Here is a 17702-nt window from a genome sequence, read left to right as displayed (position 1 = left end):
GGCTCAGCCCTTCGCCTGCTGGTTGACCTGGTCCACCTTCGCCGCCGTCGTCGCCAGCCCGCTCTGCAGGTTCGACACCTTGCCAGACTCGTAGGTCTGGATGAAGGTCCCGAAGGTGTTGGCGTCCTCGGCACCGGCTGGGGTCAGCTGCTTGTAGTACGACCCCGGGTTCTGGAAGATCTTGACGAGGGGGCTCCAGTGCGGGTCGCTGGCCTTGTCCCACGCCGCGAGCGCGTCGAAGGTGCTCGGGATGTTGTAGACGGTGTCGGCCAGCTTGTTGAGGAATGTCGTGTCCGTGGTCAGCTGCTGCAGTGCGAAGAACGCCTCGTCCTTGTGCTTGGAGCCGGCGGGGATGTACGCGACGGTGCCAACGGTGGTCCCGACGCCGTACGTGCTCGCGACGGCGTCGAGCACCGGGACCGGAGCTACCCCGTAGTCGAAGCTCGGGTCCTCGTCGGCGATCTCACCGACATGCCACTCGCCATCCACCTCCATCGCGTCCGCGCCAGTGAGCAGGGCGTTCTTGGCGTCGTCGCTGTGGCTGTTGTACGCCCCCACGAACTTCTGGACGTTGCCGGAGCCGTAGTAGTCGATCAGGCTCTTGTCCCACTGCAGGAGCTGCGCCCACTTCGGATCCGACGCGAACGTGGCCTTCCCCGCACTGTCGTAGTACTTGGTCCCGCTCTGCGACCCGACGTAGACCGAGCTGTTGTTGTTGTAGTCCGAGCGGGGCACGAAGCCGAACGTCTTGATGGATCCGTCGGCGTTCTTCACGGTGAGCTTCTTGGCGTCCGCGGTCAGCTCGGACATCGTCTTCGGCGGGGTCGTGATCCCAGCGGCCGCGAACATCTTCTTGTTGTAGAAGAGTGCGTAGGCGTCCGCCAGCAGCGGGAGCGCGCACTGCTTGCCCTGGTACTGCGTGTAGACCAGGGTCGCGGCCGGGAAGGTCTTCGGGACGTCGATCTTCGCCGCCTGCAGGTACGGGTCGAGCGGGGTTACCGTTCCGTTGTAGCAGAACTTCGCGACGTTGTCGGGGTCCGCGGACACGAAGACGTCCGGCGGGCTGCCCGCGGCCACCGCCTTCGCGAACGCGGCGTCGTCCTTGCCCGGGACGAACTTCACCGTGAGCCAGGGATAGGTCGCGTGCAGGTTCGCCAGAGACTCCTTGAAGGCGGCCACCTCGTGCGGCAGCGTGTTGAAGGACCACACGGTGATCGTGGTCGGCGCGTGCGACGCATTGGACGCGATCGCGCTGACCGGGCCGCTCGCCGTCGGGCTCCCCGGGCCGGAGGAGGTGCAGCCGGCGACCAGCACGGCGGCCCCCGCGGCGAGCAGCCCGACGGGGACGAGCGAGGTACGGCGCATCATGACTCCTGCAGCAGTAGTGGTGTCGGTGAGGTGCTCGTGAGCGCCGCGAAGGCGGAGTCACGGGCGAGCTCGGTGGCCATTGCGGTGGCGCCGAGCAGGACGGCGTCGGCTCCCAGGTCGGAGCTGACGAGAGCGGGGTGAAACGGCGACAGCTCGCTCAGATGGCGGGCTACGGGTTCGAGGAGCAGGTCGCCGTTCGAGCCGATCGCACCGCCGAGCACGACGCGCGCCGGGTCGACGACGGGAGCCACGCAGGCGACGACGTAGGCCAGCGCGCGCGCGGTCTCCTCGACCACGCCGGTCGCGACCTCGTTACCGGCGCGCGCCAGGTCGAAGACCTGGCGCGCCGTGAGGTCCGCGCCGAGACCGGCCTCCTGGCCGAGCGCGACCACGGCCCGGGCCCCGACATAGGGCTCCAGCGGGTCGCGCGTGAGCGGCGGGGCGGCCACCCGGACGGTGGGCTGGAAGTGCGGCAGGTAGCCGACCTCACCCGCCGCGCCGGAGGCCCCGCGGTGCAATCGGCCGTGCACCACGACCCCGAGACCGATACCGACGCCGAGGCTGAGCAGCACGAAGTCGTCCACGTCGACGCCCTTCCCGAGCGAGTGCTCGGCAAGGGCAGCGAGGTTCACGTCGTTCTCCAGCACGACGGGAGCGGGGAAGGCGGCGTCGAGGGCCTCCCCGAGCCCCGCCCCGTCGTCGGGGAGGGCGTCGGCGTAGCTGAGCTCCCGTCCGTCGGGACCGACGACGCCCGGGACGCCGACGACGACCTGGTCGACGTCGGCGACGCCCAGGCCGACCTGCCCGAGCACCGCCGCGGTGCAGTTGCGCACCTGGCGCACGAGACCTGCGCGGGTACGTCGGACGTCCGCCGTCTGGCTCGCACGGACGGTGCCGGTCACGTCGGCGACGGCGACCCGCAACCGGTCGTGCCCGATGTCGATGCCCACCGACCAGGCGCAGTCGGGCGCCACCTGGTAGAGGACGGCGGCCGGACCCTTGCGACCGCTGACCTGGCCGACCTCCTGGACGGCCCCGCGGTCGAGGAGCGCGGCGAGCATGGCCGAGATCGACGGCTTGGACAGGCCGGTGCGTCCGGCGAGCTCGGTACGGGTGAGCGGGCCCTCCACCGCGATGATCTCCAGCACCGCGCGCGAGTTGATCGCGCGCAGCATGCTCTGCGGCCCGGCGGGGAAGCGCTGGGTCATCGAGACGCCTCGGTACGGTTCGCCACGTCCACCTTCTATTAGGAAACTTTACGGAAGATAGGACGGACCGTACGCGCCGCCCCGGCAGGCGTCAAGGAATCGTTGCCTGATCGAGACCACGACCCGACGAGGCCCGCCTGCTTCACAACGAAGCGGCAGCCCCGAAGGTTTCGCGATGCTGACCCTTCAGTCAGGAGGTAGAGCGACTGCGTCCGGATGGCCCGGTCCCCAGGGCGGGAGGGGACTCCAGTCGTAGATCACCGACGTACGCAGCACGACATCCTGCAGCGACCGGTTCGCGCGGCTGGCCGCACACCACACCAGGCCGATCGGGAAATACACGCAGAACGCCGCGCGGATCAGGGCGGTGACCGGTGGGATCCGCCGGCCACGGAAGTTCACCACCCGCAGGCCCATGACGTGGCAGCCGTAGGTCCGCCCGCTGGCCATCCATCCGCCCGCCAGGTACAAGACGGCGACGCCTGAGCCGAGCAGGAGGCTCCGCACGAAGGAGATCGGGCTGAACTCGAAGGTGCGAGGGTTGAGCATGAAGCGGAAGCCGTTCAGCCCGAGGTATATCGAGAACATGATCACCACGACGACGACCAGGTCGATGGTCGCAGCGAAGAGTCGGGTGATCAGGCCGGCACGGTGTCCCTGGTAGGCGCGTGCCTCCCGTGGGATGGGGGAGACCTGCGGCTCGCTCACTTCTCCTCCGGCGGTCGCGTGTCATCCTGGTCCTCGCCCCGGAAGAGGCGGTCGAGCCCTCGCGCCTCGGTGTGCCGTTGCCGTCGGCGCAGCAGCAGGCGGTCGACGGCACGGCCGAGCGCCTCGTCGCCGGCGATGCTCTGGAGCCGGACTCCGCGCATCGTCTCCGACGCCACCGACCCCGTGGACTCGCGGATGATCTCGGGCAGGTCGATCTCGTCGATGACCTGGGTCGCGATCGCCGGCAGGTCGAGGCGCGCAATGATCGGGTCGAGGTCCACGTGGGCGACGATCGCGTCGAGGTCGACCTGCTCGAGGACGATGCTCGTCAAGTCGAGGCGGCGGATCACCGCCTCGATGTCGACCGCCGCCACGATCGCGTCCAGGTCCACCTGCTCGAGGACGATGCTCGTCAGGTCCAGCCGGCAGAGCACCTCGGCCGCAATCATCGGTACCAGGGCGTCCAGCAGTCCGCCGACCTGCTCGAGGGCGACCACTTGCTGGTGGGCGCCGCGGTTGGCGAGCGCCGCGAGCCAGCTGACCGGCTGGAGCGGCCTGGGCAGGAGCGGTGGGCGGAGGGCGACGCGGGTGATGGGCCGGGCGAGCTCACTCGTACGTCGGACGACCGCGCCGACGCCGCCGGCCGCGAGCGTCGTCGCCCCGAGGGCGACGTGGGCGGCAGCCACCAGCGCGGGGTTTGGCACCGGACCGCGTCGCGCGGGCACGAGCTCACCCGAGGCCGTCCCGGCGTCACCGTAGGGCGAGCGGCCGGGGTCCTTGCGGAACTCGGTCCGCTCGTCCACGTCAGGCCGACGCCGGGCGCTGAGACGGCTGAGGCGGAGGCGGCGATGCCTGCGATGGCAGCGGCGCGTAGACGTGTCCCGACGGGGCGTACGCAGCCTGCGCCGAACCGGTCACGATCGTCATGCCGTACACGTTGCCCAGCAGGCCCGGCTTGCCATCACGGACCACCGGTCTCAGCAGCATCGTGTCTCCCCTCTCCTCATGTCCGCCTCTCCTGATGTCCGCCCGGGCAGCCTCACTCGGAGGCCGGCTCCTCCGCTTCGATGGCCTCGAGCGCGCGCTGGACGCTCCCGGCGTCGATCCGATCGTGCAGGAGCAGCCGACCACCGGCGTCCTCGATCGCGGTGACGAGGGGTCGCGCCCAGACGTTCTCCCAGACGATGACCACGGCCGAGCTGCCCGGGTCCAGCAGCTGCCCGACCTTGGCGAGGTCCTCGACGCTGAGGAGGCCACCGGCGGCACCCTCGACGTCGAGGAAGGCGCGCGCGTCGTCGCCCTCGCCGAGCTCCCCGAGCTCGAAGGCGTCGACGGTCCCGTCAGCGTCTCGTGAGACGAAGGCGAGGTCGATGACCCGCACGATGCCCGACTCGACCAGCGACCCGAGGGCCGGGGCGATGCGGCCGTTGAACCTGCTGCCGGGGAAATCGACGACGGCCACCTCGACCGCTCCGGTGACGGGCACTTCGGCCACGGTGACCTCCTCGACATTCCCTGCTTCGGCCCCGAGTCTGCCGTACTCCGCGTCGCGGCGCCGGGAGACTCGGGCTGCCGACGCCTGCCGGACCCGTGGGGCCCTCGCCCATGCGCCCGCCCGGCGTTGGAGACGAGTGATCTCTTCGACCTCGGCCTCGACGTCAGGTGCCCGGCCCACGCAGCCGGGTGCGGTTCACGCGGGTTCGGCCGCCCAGTCGGCGACGCGGGCCCGCAGCCAGTCGACCCAGTCGTCCAGCCCCTCCCCCGTCCGCGCGCTCACCAGCAGGACAGTGGCCGACGGGTTCACCGCCCGAAGGTTGCCGAGGAAGGCGTCGAGGTCGAAGTCCAGGTGGGGCAGCAGATCGACCTTGTTCACGAGGACGAGGTCCGCCGACCGGAACATGACCGGGTACTTGAGGGGCTTGTCCTCGCCCTCGGTCACCGAGAAGACCATCGCACGCGCATGCTCCCCGACGTCGAACTCGGCCGGGCACACCAGGTTCCCGACGTTCTCGACGAGGACGAGGTCCAGGTCCGCGAGGGGTAGCCGGGCGAGCGCCGACCGGACCATGGGCGCGTCCAGGTGACACTCCCCACCGAAGCCGTTACCGGTGTTGACCAAGGCGATGGCGGCACCCAGCCCGCTGAGCCGGTCGGCGTCGATGCTGGTCTCGATGTCGCCCTCGACGACGCCGACCCGAACCTGACCCTGCAGCTGCTGCAGCGTGCGCCGCAGGACGGTCGTCTTGCCGGCCCCGGGTGAGGACATGACGTTGACGGCGCAGACGCTGGCGTCGCGGAAGTCGGTCCGGTTGGCAGCTGCGGTGCGGTCGTTCTCGTCCAGGATGCGTTCCAGGACCACGACCCGCTCGCGCCCGGTCTCGTACCCGGAGTGGTCACCGACGTCGGTCCGGACCTGGTCGTGGTCGTGCTCGTGGTCGTGCTCGTGCTCGTCGTCGTGGTCATGCGCGACGCCGTCGGGGTGGACGTGGAAGCGGCCCATGGGCGCTATACCTCCGCGAGCTCGAGGGAGGTGACGAGGAACTCCTCGCCGTTGACCAGGATGACGTCGGCCGACCCGCACGCGCGGCATTCGAGGATCGGCAGGTCGTCCAGCTCGGTGAGCGTCTCGCACGCCCGGCACTGGATGCGCACCGGGACGCTCTCGACCTCGAGCACCGACGCTTCGAGGGGGGAGTCGGCGACGACGAGCGACCAGCAGTAGACGAGGGTGTCCGGGACGACCTGCCGGAGTCGCCCGACCCTGATGTGGACCGTCTCCACCCGGCGCCCCTCGGCGCTGCGGCGAACGATGTCGGCGATGGAGCCGCAGATCGACAGCTCGTGCACGCGGGCCTCCTCCCTTGCGATGCCCGTCGAGCGGCCCACACGCTACCCACGGTCCGGCCCGACTGTCGCATGGTCGTCTGCCGTCAGCTGTGCAGCGTCTCCGACGGTGACTCCCCCCAGCGCTTGCGGTAGAGCCCGGCGAAGCTGCCGAGATGGTGGAAGCCCCAGTGGGACGCGACGCTCGTCACCGTCACTCCCTCCGACGCATCCGCGTCGAGGAGCTCCTCACGAGCCCGCTCGAGGCGTCGGTCGCGAAGGTAGGCCATCGGTGTGGTCCCGAGTTCGTCGCGGAAGCCCAGCTGGATCGTCCGCACGCTCGCTCCGCAGTGCGTGGCGAGCTCCTCCATGGCGATCGGTTCCGACAGGTGGTGCTCCATGTAGTCGAGGGCACGGCGGACGACCCGCCGACCCGGGCTCCCCGGCGCCCTGCGCAGCAGCTCGCTGAAGCTCGAGGGCTGCATGATCAGGAGCGCGCTCATCACGAACTCCTCCAGCGGGCCGATGCCGAGGCCCTGGTGCACGAGCGAGCCCGGGTAGAAGACCTCCGAGTGCAGCAGCTGGATCGCCCCGTTCCAGCGCATCGCGCTGTCGTCGGTGAGGTTGATGACCGGCTCGAAGACCAGAGGGTGGTCGAGGGTCCGGCCGACAAGCCGCGTCAGGTAGCGCTCGATGGCGTCCTGCTCGATCCGGACGATGAGCTGCGGGGAGTCGTGGTCCATGCGCATGCGTACGGAGTCACCCGGGTTGGTCACCAGGGACTGGATCGGGTTGGCCTCGAACTCCCGCCCGTTCGTCATCCCGACGGCACGACCGTTCATGGGGGCGTGGACCGCGTAGTAGGCGCCGCAGTGGCTGACGTCGAGGTCCACGGGGACGTGCAGGTCGAGGTAGAGCAGGCTGATGTCGCGGAACCTGATCCCGTGCAGGCTGGCGGCGAACCCACTGGCGCCGATGGCGCCCACTGTCAGCGTGTTGGGGGCCAGCGCCTGCCCGACCAGGCGGCTCGCCTGTGCCGGGTCCTCGGTGTAGAAGACCTCGTGGTCCTCCAGCGCTGGCGGCACCCCTCGGGAGCGCACCCTGCGGCGCACGGGCTGCTCCGTGCGGTGGGTGTCGATGAAGCCCAGCCGGGACAGGCGGCTCACCGCGCTCCCTCACCACCCTCCATCGGCTGGATGTCAGCCTAGGCTCGCTGGTTCGCTCTCGTGACCGACATGTTTCGCGAATGTGATCAGACCGTCGCATCGGCGATAGGCCCAAGAGGCTTTGGTCCCTAGTGTCCGGGCAACCACGTGGGATTGGGTCGATGCCCCGGCGAGGGCGTTCGGGGTCGCTATCCGAACCATCTGGCGCAACCAACGACGACGACGACCGGTCGGAGGAGCCTGTGGTCTCAGTCCTCGAACCCTCGGTGGAGCCCGACCGCGTCGAGGCGCTGGTCGCCCGGCTCGACGACCCGGACGTCTCCCGGTCGCTCAACACCCTCCTCGATCACGTCGATCTCCTGGCGCTGTTCGCCGTGGCCCTCGACGGACTGCTGCAGCGCGGGGACACGATCACCGAGTCGCTCTCCCAAGGGGTCGATGACCTGCGCGGCATGGAGAGCGGCCGCGGGATGCCCACCGCCGAGCAGGTGGTCGAACTCACCCAGGGGTTGGCGAAGCTCACGCCGGCCCTGCTCGACCTGCTCCCGACGATCGACCTGCTCCTGCGTTCCGACCTCGGCGACCCCAGGGTCATCGGCATCGCGGGGATGGGCGGGCGCGCCCTGGTGCGCGGCGCCGAGCAGGCCGAGACCCAGCAACCTCGCGTGAGCGGCGTGCTGTCGCTGATGAAGGTGCTGAAGGACGACGACGTCTCCCGCGGCTTGGGCTTCCTCGTCTCCGTCGCCAAGGCCTTCGGCCAGGAGCTGAAGACCTCTCCCCCCATCTGACCCGTCCCGCCCGCGCTGCACAGCGCGCCCGACCACGACCGCCAGACCGCGCCGAAAGGACATGAGATGTCGTCAGTGCTGTGGTTCCAGGGTGGCGCCTGCAGCGGTAACACGATGTCGTTCCTCAACGCCGACGAGCCGAACGTCGTCGACCTGATCACCGACTTCGGGCTGGAGCTGCTCTGGCACCCCTCCCTCGGTCTCGAGCTGGGCGACAACGCGCAGAAGCTCTTCCACGCCTGCGCACGCGGTGAGCGACCCCTGGACATCTTCGTGTTCGAGGGCACCGTGATGGAGGGGCCCGACGGGTCGGGACGCTACGACATGTTCGCCGACCGCCCGATGAAGGAATGGGTCACCGAGCTCGCGGCCGCCGCCAGCGTGGTCGTGGCCATCGGTGACTGTGCCTGCTGGGGTGGGATCCCCGCGATGGACCCCAACCCCACCGACTCGACCGGCCTGCAGTTCCTCAAGCGCGAGAAGGGCGGCTTCCTTGGACCGGACTTCCGGTCCAAGATGGGCCTGCCTGTCATCAACGTCCCCGGGTGCCCCGCACACCCCGACTGGATCACCCAGATCCTGGTGGCGCTCGCGACCGGCCGGGCGGGCGACATCGCCCTCGACGAGCTGCACCGGCCACAGACGTTCTTCAAGACCTTCACTCAGACCGGCTGCACGCGCGTGCAGTTCTTCGAGTACAAGCAGCCGACCCTCGCCTTCGGCGAGGGCACACGGACCGGCTGCCTGTTCTACGAGTTCGGCTGCCGCGGGCCGATGACCCACTCCCCGTGCAACCGCATCCTCTGGAACCGCCAGTCCTCAAAGACGCGTGCCGGCATGCCGTGCACGGGGTGCACCGAACCCGAGTTCCCGTTCTTCGACCTGGCCCCCGGCACCGTGTTCAAGACCCAGAAGGTCAGCGGAGTCGTCCCACGGGAGGTCCCCGAAGGAACCGACCACCTCACCTACATGGCCCACGCAACCGCCGCCAGGATCGCGGCCCCGCAGTGGTCCAAGGAGGACCTGTTCGTCGTCTGACCCGTGCGGCCCACGCCCGCCCGGAACCGAACCGGAAGGAAACCCGATGACCGCGGTCGACCTGTTCGTCAGCCCGCTGGGCAGGGTCGAGGGTGACCTCGACGTGCGCGTCACGATCGAGGACGGTGTCGTGACCTCGGCGTGGACCGAGGCCGCGATGTTCCGCGGCTTCGAGATCATCCTGCGCGGCAAGGACCCCCAGGCGGGGCTGATCGTGACGCCGAGGATCTGCGGGATCTGCGGCGGCAGCCACCTGTACAAGTCGGCGTACGCCCTCGACACGGCATGGAAGACGCACCTTCCGCCGAACGCGACTCTGGTTCGCAACATCGCCCAGGCCTGCGAGACGCTGCAGAGCATCCCGCGCTACTTCTACGCGCTGTTCGCGATCGACCTGACCAACAAGAACTACGCCAAGTCGCCGCTGTACGACGAGGCGGTCCGCCGCTTCGCGCCGTACGTCGGCAGCAGCTACGGCCCCGGGGTCGTGCTCTCGGCGAAGCCGGTCGAGGTGTACGCCATCTTCGGCGGTCAGTGGCCGCACTCCTCGTTCATGGTTCCTGGCGGCGTCATGTGCGCCCCGACCCTGTCCGACGTGACCCGCTCGATCGCGATCCTCGAGCACTGGAAGGACAACTGGCTGGAGAAGTACTGGCTGGGCTGCTCGATCGACCGCTGGCTGGAGAACCGCACCTGGGAGGACGTCCTCGCCTGGGTCGACGAGAACGAGGCGCAGCACGACAGCGACTGCGGCTTCTTCATCCGCTACTGCCTGGACATCGGACTGGACAAGTACGGCGCCGGCGTCGGGAACTACATCGCGACCGGCACGTACTTCGAGCCGTCCCTGTACGAGAACCCGACCATCGAGGGCCGGAACGCGGCGCTGATCAACCGCTCCGGCATCTACGCAGGGGGTCGCTTCGCCGAGTTCGACCAGGCGCGGGTGCGTGAGGACGTCGCGCACTCCTTCTACGAAGGGACGCAGGCCCGGCACCCCTTCGAGGGGGAGACGAAGCCGATCGACCCCAAGGTCGGGCGCGAGCAGGGTAAGTACAGCTTCGCCAAGTCACCTCGCTACGACGTGCCGGACCTCGGGTACGTCCCCCTGGAGGCCGGGCCGCTGGCCCGGCGGGTCGCCGCCGCGGCACCGGGCGCCGGGGCCCACCAGGACGACGACCCGCTGTTCCTCGACATGCTCCAGAAGATCGGGCCGTCGGTGCTGACCCGCCAGCTCGCTCGCATGCACGAGGCACCGAAGTACTACCGATGGGTGCGGCAGTGGCTCGACCAGCTCGACCTGCACGAGAGCTTCTACACCAAGCCGGTCGAGCACCTCGAGGGCAGGGGATTCGGCTCGACCGAGGCCGCGCGCGGGTCGCTGTCGGACTGGATCGTGATCGAGGACGGCAAGATCGCGAACTACCAGGTGGTCACGCCCACCGCATGGAACATCGGCCCCCGCGACGCCGCCGAGAACCTCGGGCCGATCGAGCAGGCCATGGTCGGTTCCCCCATCGTCGACGCCTCCGACCCGGTCGAGCTGGGACACGTCGCCCGCAGCTTCGACTCCTGCCTGGTCTGCACCGTCCACGCCTATGACCGCCGAGGACGCGAGCTGAGCAAGTTCGTCATCAACGGCGCCGTCTGACCGAGGCGCCCTGTGGCGGGAGCAGCCGAGCACGTGGACGCCGCGTCGTCGGTGCCCACGTGCGATCTGCTCGTCGTCGGATGCGGCAACCTGCTCCGGGGCGACGACGGCGTCGGCCCGATCCTCGTCCGCCACCTGTGGGACGGGGGGGTGCCCGGCTCGGTGCGCCTCGTCGACGGCGGGACCGCCGGGATGGACGTCGCCTTCCAGATGCGCGGCGCGGCCCGGGTCGTCATCGTCGACGCCTGCCGGACCGGGGCCGCCGCGGGGACGGTGTTTCGCGTCCCGGGTCCCGCTGTGGAGGACCTCCCGCCGCTGACCGAGCTGCACACGCACTCCTTCCGCTGGGACAACGCGCTCGCCTTCGCGCGATGGCTGCTGGGCGAGGACTACCCGGACGACGTGACGGTCTTCCTCATCGAGGCCACCAGCTTCGAGCCGGGCGCCGAGCTCGGCCCCGAGGTGGAGAAAGCCATGCACGAGGTGCTCGGCCTCATCCGCGACGAACCGGCCTTCGCCGCTGCCCCGTCCACCCCCGAGGACCGCCCCGCGGAGGACTCCATCGACGTCGAGTTCGCGGACGGCTACCTGCGCCTCGACGCGTCCACCGCGGCTCGCTACGTCCCCGGCGGCCACGCCGTCGTCCAGGCCCGTGACGACCAGATCGTCCTGGTGCCCTTGCGCGGGCCCGGCGCCGGAGGTCTGATGCTCAAGCAGCGAACCGCGGCAGGCGACCGGTGCCTCCTGGTGACCGAGGCCCTGCACGGCGAGGTCCCCGAGGGCCGCAGGGCTGCGCGCTGGGACGAGGACCAGGGAGCGCTCGTGATCAGCAGGGACGCAGCCGGGTGACGGCGGGCGAGGTGGTCATGGGTGCCATCGGCGTGGAGGTGGAGGTGGTCCCCGAGCGGGGCCAGTGGGCGGTGGACATCATCGTCATCTTCGACGACGGCGTCGTGCGCCGCCGCATCCAGACCTATCGCACCGAGCGGTTGGCCCGGATCAGTGCCGGGTACATCAAGCGGGGAGCCGAGCGTGACATCAGCGGGCCGATCAATGGCTGAGCAGGCTCGCGAGACGCCGCGCCGACCGTTGCCGGTGGGGGCGTTCCCGCTCCCGTTCGGCTACCTCCTGCTGCCCCCCGACGTGGCGGCCGAGGCGGCCTACGACGCGCTGATTGCCGGGCGTCTCCCGACGGCCTGGCCGCCGGTCCTGCGCGGGCACGAGCTGGCCCTGCGCGGGGATCTCGAAGGGGCGATCGTCGCGATGGCCGGCGAGGATGCCCTCAGCCGGTACAACCGTTTCGTCCTCGACCCGGACCACGGGGACCCGGTGAGGCTGCGGGCCGACCTCGGACACCCCCTGGACGTCCTCGTCGACGTCGTTCTCGTGTCTCTCGGCCGCTCCGACTCCCCGCCGTCGCCCGACGGCCTCGATGCGGAGCTGGCGGCGATGGCCTTGGCTGCTGCTGCCGCGCTGCGGCTCGAGGGAGACGACCCCCTCGCCGCGGCCGAGCTGCTCGACCGCGCGGTTACCGAGGTGCGCGAGGCGTACCCGCCCCTGGCGGGGGTGCTCTGCGGGGCGCTCGCGAGCGCCCGTCGAGCTGCCCGGGATCAGGCCGCGGCCCGCACAGCCCTGGAGGAGGGCATCGCCCTGCTGAGGGGGACCGACCTCGGTCTGACGCTCGCCGAGCTCCACCTCGAGCTCGGCTCGCTCCTGCACGAGGGCTCGGCCGAGGGTTCGGCCCGGCTGTCCGAGGCGGTGCACCACTACCACTGCGTCCTGCAGACGATCGGTCCCGACGACGCACCGGAGCTGTTCGCCGCTGCCCACGCCAACCTCGCGGCGGCGTACCTCACCATGCCCATGCTCGAGGCCTCCGACCAGCTGCGCTTCGGGGTCGCCGTGGGGTCGCTGCGCGCCGCGCTCACCGTGTACCAGCCGGAGACCCACCCCGCACAGTGGTCGAGCACCCAGCTGAACCTGGCCAACGCCTTGGTCTACGCGCCCTCGACCCACCCCCGGGAGAACCTCGTCGAGGCCGTCGAGCTCTACGAGGCCGTGCTGGGCGTTCGTGACCGCGACGCCGACCCCGCGGGGTACGCGCGCGCCCTGGCCAACCAGGGCAACGCCCTGGCGCACCTCGGCATGTTCGACGAGGCACGAGGACGGCTGGTCGAGAGCCGGTACGTCTTCGAGGAGCTGCACGAGTACGACGCCGCGTCGTCGGTGCGTGGCCTGCTGGACGAGATCGCCCGCCGGAGCGTCCGCGACGACCCCGTGGTGACCGGCGGCGGGTCGTGACCAGCCTGGCCGAGCGCCCGGCCGAGGAGACGGCGGTCGCCCCCGAGACCACGATGGAGGCGCTCGCGGCCTCGGTGGACGAGGCGCTGCGCGCCGCCTCGACGCTCACCGGGGCGGCGCGAGCCACCGCCGACGCCGTCCGGGAGTCCATCGAGGCGGTCCATCGGGCAGCGCTCATCACCATCGTCCGCCGGGTCCGGCAGGACGAGGCAGGCCGCGCCGCCCTGCAAGAGCTGCTCGACGACCCGCTGGTCCGGATGGTGTTCTCGCTGCACGGCATCATCCGCACCGCCCCGGCGACGACGCCGGCTCCCGAGCCCCCGACACGAAGCGGTCCGGTGCTGATCCCGCTGTCCTCGATCGGCCGGCCGCGCGACGGACTCGACGGCTGGATGGACGCGGGGGACGCCACCGCCGTGACCGACGGGGCGGTCACCCGGTTGGACGTCATGACCGGCTCGGGAGGTCGCCTCGACGTCGTCGTGGTCCGCATCGGCGCCAGGATGGCGGCCTTCCTCAACCAATGCGCCCACCAGGCCCTGCCCCTGGACGACGCGGTGCTCGACGCGGGCTCCGGCACTCTGACCTGCCCCTGGCACGGCTTCTCCTACGACGCGCTCACCGGAGAGTGCCTGAGCGCCCCAGGCGCGACCCTCGAGCCGCTGGCCGTGCGCGTCCGGGACGGGCGCCTGTGGGTGCGGGCGGACCCGTGAGGACGGTCGCGTTCGTGAGCGCCGGGTCGCTGCCGCGGCCCGACGCTCCCGAGGGCGACCGCAGCGGCGGGTGGTGTCCGTCGGTGCGCGTCGGGGCGCCGGCGACGTACGGACTCGCGCTGCCGGCGGCGGCCCCGACCGCGTCCTGGCTGTACGCCCCCCGGGGCGTGCACATCGGCCGGGTGGGCGACACCGACGTCCTCGTCGTCGCCGACACCGGCAACCACCGGGTGCTCCTGTGGTGGGGGCTGCCCGACCGGGACGAGCAGCCGTGCGACGTCGTGCTGGGGCAGCCCGACGCCACCAGCGAAGGACCAGCCGCGGGCGGGCGCAGCATCCGCGCCGGCATGAACCTGCCAACGGGGGTGCTGATCCACGACGGGCGCCTGGTCGTCGCCGACGCCTGGCACCACCGGGTCCTCGTCTACTCCGAGGTGCCGCGGACGTCGTACGCCGAACCCGACCTCGTCCTGGGCCAGCCGGACCTGGAGGCGGTGGAGCCGAACCGCGGACACGGGTGCTCCCGCGAGTCGATGTACTGGCCCTTCGGCGTCGCGGTGGTCGCCCGTCGCTTCTATGTGGCGGACACCGGCAACCGCCGGGTCCTCGGCTGGTCCGGCGGCCTGCCGACCGACCCCGCGACCCCGCCCGACGTGGTCCTCGGCCAGCCGGACGAGCACGGGCGCGAGGAGAACCGTGGCGGCGAGCCCGGGCCGGACAGCTTCCGCTGGCCGCACCACATCACCGGGGACGAGAACCTCCTGCTCGTCGCCGACGCGGGCAACCACCGCCTCCTCGGGTGGCGGCCACAGCCCGACGAGGACCGTCCAGCGGACCTCGTGCTCGGCCAGCCCGACTTCACCACCGCCACGGAGTGGCCCTACGCGCCGCAGCGCGCGGACGGGCTGCGCTTCCCGTACGCGGCGGACCTGGACGGTGGCCGGCTGGCCGTCGCCGACACCGCCAACAACCGCGTGCTCGTGTGGGACGCCTTCGAGACCGCCACCGGCGTCGGGGCGCCTGCCGACGTCGTCCTCGGCCAGCCGGACTTCGCCTCGAACGGCGAGAACCGCTGGGCCGGCCTGGCGGACGACACCCTCTGCTGGCCGTACGGGCTCTCGCTTCGGGGCGAGGCTCTCGCGGTCGCCGACTCGGGCAACAATCGGGTCATGCTCTGGCGGCGCGCATGAGCCCGGCTGCCACCGGCGTGGAACCGGTCGTGCGGGTCCGGGCACGCGTCGAGGGGGTCGTCCAGGGGGTGGGCTTCCGACCCTTCGTCCACCGCGTCGCCACGCAGCTGGGGCTGTCCGGTTTCGTGGGCAACGACGCCACCTCGGTCTTCCTCGAGGCCGAGGGCTCCGCGGGCGCGGTGGAGGAGCTGCTCGACCGCCTCCACGAGGACGCGCCGCCGCTGGCCCGCGTGGTCGCGGTCGCGGCGGAGCCCGTACCGCCGCTGGGCGACGCGGGCGAGGGGTTCCGGATCGTCGCCAGCCGGGGCGGGCAGGCCGCCACCACGCTGGTGCCCGCCGACACCGCCGTGTGCGAGGACTGTCTGCGCGAGATGGGGGACCCGGGCGATCGGCGCCACCGCCACCCCTTCATCACGTGTACGAACTGCGGGCCGCGCTTCACGATCATCCGCGACCTGCCCTATGACCGGCCCCGCACGACGATGGCGAGCTTCGCGATGTGCGAGCGGTGCCGGCGCGAGTACGACGACCCGGCCGACCGCCGCTTCCACGCGCAGCCGCTCGCCTGCCCGGCCTGCGGCCCGTCGCTGTGGTTCGTGGACGCGGCCGGCGGGCGTACCGAGGGATCGGAGGAGGCGCTGGCCGCCGCGCACCGGGTCCTGCGCGAGGGCGGGATCGTCGCGGTCAAGGGGATCGGCGGTTACCACCTGGCGTGCCTGGCCGACGACGACGGAGCCGTCGCACGGCTGCGCGAGCGCAAGCGGCGCCCCGACAAACCCTTCGCGGTCATGGTCCGCGACCTGGCGACCGCACGCCGCCACGCGACCATCGACGAGACCGAGGCGGCGCTGCTCGCCGGGGCGGTCCGACCGATCGTCTTGCTCCGGCGCCGTCCGGAGAGCCCCCTGGGCGGTCTCGTCGCGCCGAACAACCCACGCATCGGGCTGATGCTCCCGTACACCCCGGTCCACCACCTGCTGCTCGGACCGGTTCCGGGCGGCGGCGGCTGGGCCCCCGCGGCCCTCGTCATGACCAGCGGGAACCTCACCGACGAACCGATCTGCTACGACGAGCGGGCCAGCGAGCGGCTGGCCGGGATCGCCGACGCCTTCCTCGAGCACGACCGCCCGATCCATCTCCCCTGCGACGACTCGGTGCTGCAGGTCGTCGACGGCGAGATGATGCCGGTACGCCGCTCCCGCGGGTGCGCACCGCTGCCGGTCGACCTGGGTCGCACCGTCGCCCCCGTGCTGGCCACCGGTGGCGAGCTCAAGAACACCGTGTGCCTCACCCGGGGCCGCTACGCCTTCATGTCCCAGCACCTCGGGGACATGGCGGGTCTGGAGGGCCTGCGCGAGCTCGAACGGACCGTCGACTCCCTCCAGCGGCTGTACGAGGTCGACCCGGTCCGCGTCGCCACAGACTCCCATCCCGGCTACGCCACGCGCGCGTGGGCGCACCGGCACCTGGGCGACCGAGAGCTCGTCGACGTCCAGCACCACCACGCTCACGTCGTGTCGCTCCTCGCCGAACGCGGCCGCCTGGGCGAAGCCATCCTCGGTGTCGCCTTCGACGGGACGGGCTACGGCACGGACGGCACCATCTGGGGCGGAGAGCTGCTGGTCGTGGGGAGCGACCCCACCCGCGTCGAGCGCGTCGGTTCGCTCGCGGCGGTGCCGCTCGCGGGTGGCGACACCGCAGTGCGCAACCCGTGCCGGGTCGCCCTGTCCTGGCTCCACCAGCTCGGCATCGCCTGGGACGCCACCCTGCCTCCGGTGGCGGCGACGGAGGAGCAGGAACGCGCGATGCTCCGGGCGGTCCTCGACCGCGGGACCGGATGCATCCCGACGTCCAGCATGGGACGGCTGTTCGACGCGGTCGCCTCCCTGCTCGGCGTCCGGCACCGCATCAGCTTCGAGGCCCAGGCCGCCATCGAGCTCGAGGCGGCGGCCGAGGCCGCCGCGGCCTACGGCGCGAGCCCGGTCCCGGGCCGTCCCGCGATCACCGTGCTGCCCGACGCCACCATGGACCCGGGCGACCTCCTGCGCTGGTTGGCCGATCAGGTGCGGTGCGGGGCCGACGTCGCGGGGCTCGCCCTCGCCTTCCACGAGGCGGTGGCCGACAGCGTGGCCGACGCCGCCCGCACGCTGGCCCGACCCCGAGGCATCGAGCTGGTCGGGCTCACCGGCGGTGTGTTCCAGAACGCCCTGCTGCTCTCGCTCACGCGGCAGCGGGTCGCCCGCCTCGGTCTCGAGGTGCTGACCCACCACGAGGTCCCTGCCAACGACGGCGGCCTGTCCCTCGGGCAGGCCGTCGTGGCCGCCCTCCGCACGGGCGCCACCGACCGCACCGACGCGAAGGAGTGACCATGTGCCTTGGAGTCCCGGGACGCATCACGGAGATCTGGGAGGACCGCGGCACCCGGATGGCGCTGGTCGACTTCGACGGCGTCAGCAAGGATGTGTGCCTCGCCTACCTGCCCGACATCGAGGTCGGCGACTACACCATCGTGCACGCCGGCTTCGGGCTGACCAGGATCGACGAGGCCTCGGCGTTGCAGACCCTGGCCCTGTTCAACGACCTCGGCCTGCTGGGCGAGGAGCTCGGTCCGCCGGCCGAGGCGGTCGGCGCGCAGTCCGCAGAGGAGGCGCGGCCGTGAAGTACCTCGACGAGTTCCGCGACCCGGTGCTGGCCCGTCACCTGCTGGATGAGATCGACCAGACCGTCACCCGACCCTGGGCGATCATG

At 71.3% G+C, this 17702-nt stretch carries 19 protein-coding genes; 10 read left to right on the top strand and 9 right to left on the bottom strand.

Annotated elements, in window-relative coordinates:
- Window positions 1–3 precede the first annotated feature (3 nt).
- The 9 genes from VMI11_04475 to VMI11_04435 all read right to left on the bottom strand — a co-directional run bounded on the left by VMI11_04475 (window position 4) and on the right by VMI11_04435 (window position 7273).
- A complete protein-coding gene (locus tag VMI11_04475) occupies window positions 4–1365 on the bottom strand; it encodes an extracellular solute-binding protein (protein HTY71665.1) in 1362 nt (453 codons plus the stop codon).
- On the bottom strand, window positions 1365–2576 hold the full coding sequence (locus VMI11_04470; GenBank protein ID HTY71664.1) for an ROK family transcriptional regulator: 1212 nt from the start codon (window positions 2574–2576) through the stop codon (window positions 1365–1367). The genes VMI11_04475 and VMI11_04470 overlap by 1 nt, the downstream gene beginning before the upstream one ends.
- Window positions 2577–2762: 186 nt before the next feature.
- Window positions 2763–3284 (bottom strand): RDD family protein, encoded by a 522-nt coding sequence (locus tag VMI11_04465; GenBank protein ID HTY71663.1) that lies wholly within the window; start codon window positions 3282–3284, stop codon window positions 2763–2765.
- Window positions 3281–4087 (bottom strand): hypothetical protein, encoded by an 807-nt coding sequence (locus VMI11_04460; GenBank protein ID HTY71662.1) that lies wholly within the window; start codon window positions 4085–4087, stop codon window positions 3281–3283. The genes VMI11_04465 and VMI11_04460 overlap by 4 nt, the downstream gene beginning before the upstream one ends.
- A gap of 1 nt (window position 4088) precedes the next feature.
- Window positions 4089–4271, bottom strand: coding sequence for a hypothetical protein (locus tag VMI11_04455; GenBank protein HTY71661.1), 183 nt, complete (start codon window positions 4269–4271; stop codon window positions 4089–4091).
- A gap of 52 nt (window positions 4272–4323) precedes the next feature.
- Window positions 4324–4779 (bottom strand): DUF6325 family protein, encoded by a 456-nt coding sequence (locus VMI11_04450; GenBank protein ID HTY71660.1) that lies wholly within the window; start codon window positions 4777–4779, stop codon window positions 4324–4326.
- A gap of 195 nt (window positions 4780–4974) precedes the next feature.
- Window positions 4975–5784, bottom strand: coding sequence for a hydrogenase nickel incorporation protein HypB (gene hypB / locus VMI11_04445; GenBank protein HTY71659.1), 810 nt, complete (start codon window positions 5782–5784; stop codon window positions 4975–4977).
- A 5-nt stretch (window positions 5785–5789) separates the two neighbouring features.
- Window positions 5790–6131 (bottom strand): hydrogenase maturation nickel metallochaperone HypA, encoded by a 342-nt coding sequence (locus VMI11_04440; GenBank protein ID HTY71658.1) that lies wholly within the window; start codon window positions 6129–6131, stop codon window positions 5790–5792.
- A gap of 83 nt (window positions 6132–6214) precedes the next feature.
- Entirely contained in the window at window positions 6215–7273 is a 1059-nt protein-coding gene (locus tag VMI11_04435; GenBank protein HTY71657.1) for an AraC family transcriptional regulator, read from the bottom strand.
- Window positions 7274–7515: 242 nt separating this feature from the next.
- Here VMI11_04435 and VMI11_04430 point away from each other — a divergent pair, with 242 nt between their 5' ends.
- The 10 genes from VMI11_04430 (at window position 7516) to VMI11_04385 (ending at window position 17613) form a co-directional block, all read left to right on the top strand.
- The gene (locus VMI11_04430) at window positions 7516–8061 is read left to right on the top strand and encodes a DUF1641 domain-containing protein (GenBank protein ID HTY71656.1); all 546 of its coding nucleotides are present in this window, start codon (window positions 7516–7518) and stop codon (window positions 8059–8061) included.
- Between the two features lie 66 nt (window positions 8062–8127).
- Window positions 8128–9099 (top strand): hydrogenase, encoded by a 972-nt coding sequence (locus tag VMI11_04425; GenBank protein ID HTY71655.1) that lies wholly within the window; start codon window positions 8128–8130, stop codon window positions 9097–9099.
- A 46-nt stretch (window positions 9100–9145) separates the two neighbouring features.
- Window positions 9146–10750: a nickel-dependent hydrogenase large subunit gene (locus VMI11_04420; GenBank protein HTY71654.1), complete on the top strand. Its 1605-nt coding sequence runs from the start codon at window positions 9146–9148 to the stop codon at window positions 10748–10750.
- 12 nt (window positions 10751–10762) lie between these two features.
- On the top strand, window positions 10763–11599 hold the full coding sequence (locus VMI11_04415) for a hydrogenase maturation protease (GenBank protein HTY71653.1): 837 nt from the start codon (window positions 10763–10765) through the stop codon (window positions 11597–11599).
- Window positions 11596–11811, top strand: a complete 216-nt coding sequence (locus tag VMI11_04410; GenBank protein ID HTY71652.1) for a hypothetical protein — start codon at window positions 11596–11598, stop codon at window positions 11809–11811. The genes VMI11_04415 and VMI11_04410 overlap by 4 nt, the downstream gene beginning before the upstream one ends.
- A complete protein-coding gene (locus VMI11_04405) occupies window positions 11804–13051 on the top strand; it encodes a hypothetical protein (protein ID HTY71651.1) in 1248 nt (415 codons plus the stop codon). The genes VMI11_04410 and VMI11_04405 overlap by 8 nt, the downstream gene beginning before the upstream one ends.
- Entirely contained in the window at window positions 13048–13764 is a 717-nt protein-coding gene (locus VMI11_04400; GenBank protein ID HTY71650.1) for a Rieske (2Fe-2S) protein, read from the top strand. The genes VMI11_04405 and VMI11_04400 overlap by 4 nt, the downstream gene beginning before the upstream one ends.
- 14 nt (window positions 13765–13778) lie before the next feature.
- A complete protein-coding gene (locus VMI11_04395; GenBank protein HTY71649.1) occupies window positions 13779–14954 on the top strand; it encodes an NHL repeat-containing protein in 1176 nt (391 codons plus the stop codon).
- A complete protein-coding gene (hypF, locus tag VMI11_04390) occupies window positions 14951–17320 on the top strand; it encodes a carbamoyltransferase HypF (protein HTY71648.1) in 2370 nt (789 codons plus the stop codon). The genes VMI11_04395 and hypF overlap by 4 nt, the downstream gene beginning before the upstream one ends.
- A 2-nt stretch (window positions 17321–17322) precedes the next feature.
- The gene (locus VMI11_04385; GenBank protein HTY71647.1) at window positions 17323–17613 is read left to right on the top strand and encodes a HypC/HybG/HupF family hydrogenase formation chaperone; all 291 of its coding nucleotides are present in this window, start codon (window positions 17323–17325) and stop codon (window positions 17611–17613) included.
- The last annotated feature ends 89 nt before the right edge of the window (window positions 17614–17702 follow it).

The organism is Actinomycetes bacterium (assembly GCA_035506535.1).
In the GTDB taxonomy this organism is placed as follows: Bacteria; Actinomycetota; Actinomycetes; order DATJPE01; family DATJPE01; genus DATJPE01.
This window is presented reverse-complemented; position numbering and strand designations above follow the sequence as displayed.

Excerpts from the sequence above, each read along its gene's own strand:
- VMI11_04455 (HTY71661.1), bottom strand. The coding sequence starts at position 4,271 with ATGCTGCTGAGACCGGTGGTCCGTGATGGCAAGCCGGGCCTGCTGGGC.
- hypB (HTY71659.1), bottom strand. The coding sequence starts at position 5,784 with ATGGGCCGCTTCCACGTCCACCCCGACGGCGTCGCGCATGACCACGAC.
- VMI11_04405 (HTY71651.1), top strand. The coding sequence starts at position 11,804 with ATGGCTGAGCAGGCTCGCGAGACGCCGCGCCGACCGTTGCCGGTGGGG.
- VMI11_04420 (HTY71654.1), top strand. The coding sequence starts at position 9,146 with ATGACCGCGGTCGACCTGTTCGTCAGCCCGCTGGGCAGGGTCGAGGGT.
- VMI11_04425 (HTY71655.1), top strand. The coding sequence starts at position 8,128 with ATGTCGTCAGTGCTGTGGTTCCAGGGTGGCGCCTGCAGCGGTAACACG.
- VMI11_04470 (HTY71664.1), bottom strand. The coding sequence starts at position 2,576 with ATGACCCAGCGCTTCCCCGCCGGGCCGCAGAGCATGCTGCGCGCGATC.
- VMI11_04475 (HTY71665.1), bottom strand. The coding sequence starts at position 1,365 with ATGCGCCGTACCTCGCTCGTCCCCGTCGGGCTGCTCGCCGCGGGGGCC.
- VMI11_04385 (HTY71647.1), top strand. The coding sequence starts at position 17,323 with ATGTGCCTTGGAGTCCCGGGACGCATCACGGAGATCTGGGAGGACCGC.
- hypF (HTY71648.1), top strand. The coding sequence starts at position 14,951 with ATGAGCCCGGCTGCCACCGGCGTGGAACCGGTCGTGCGGGTCCGGGCA.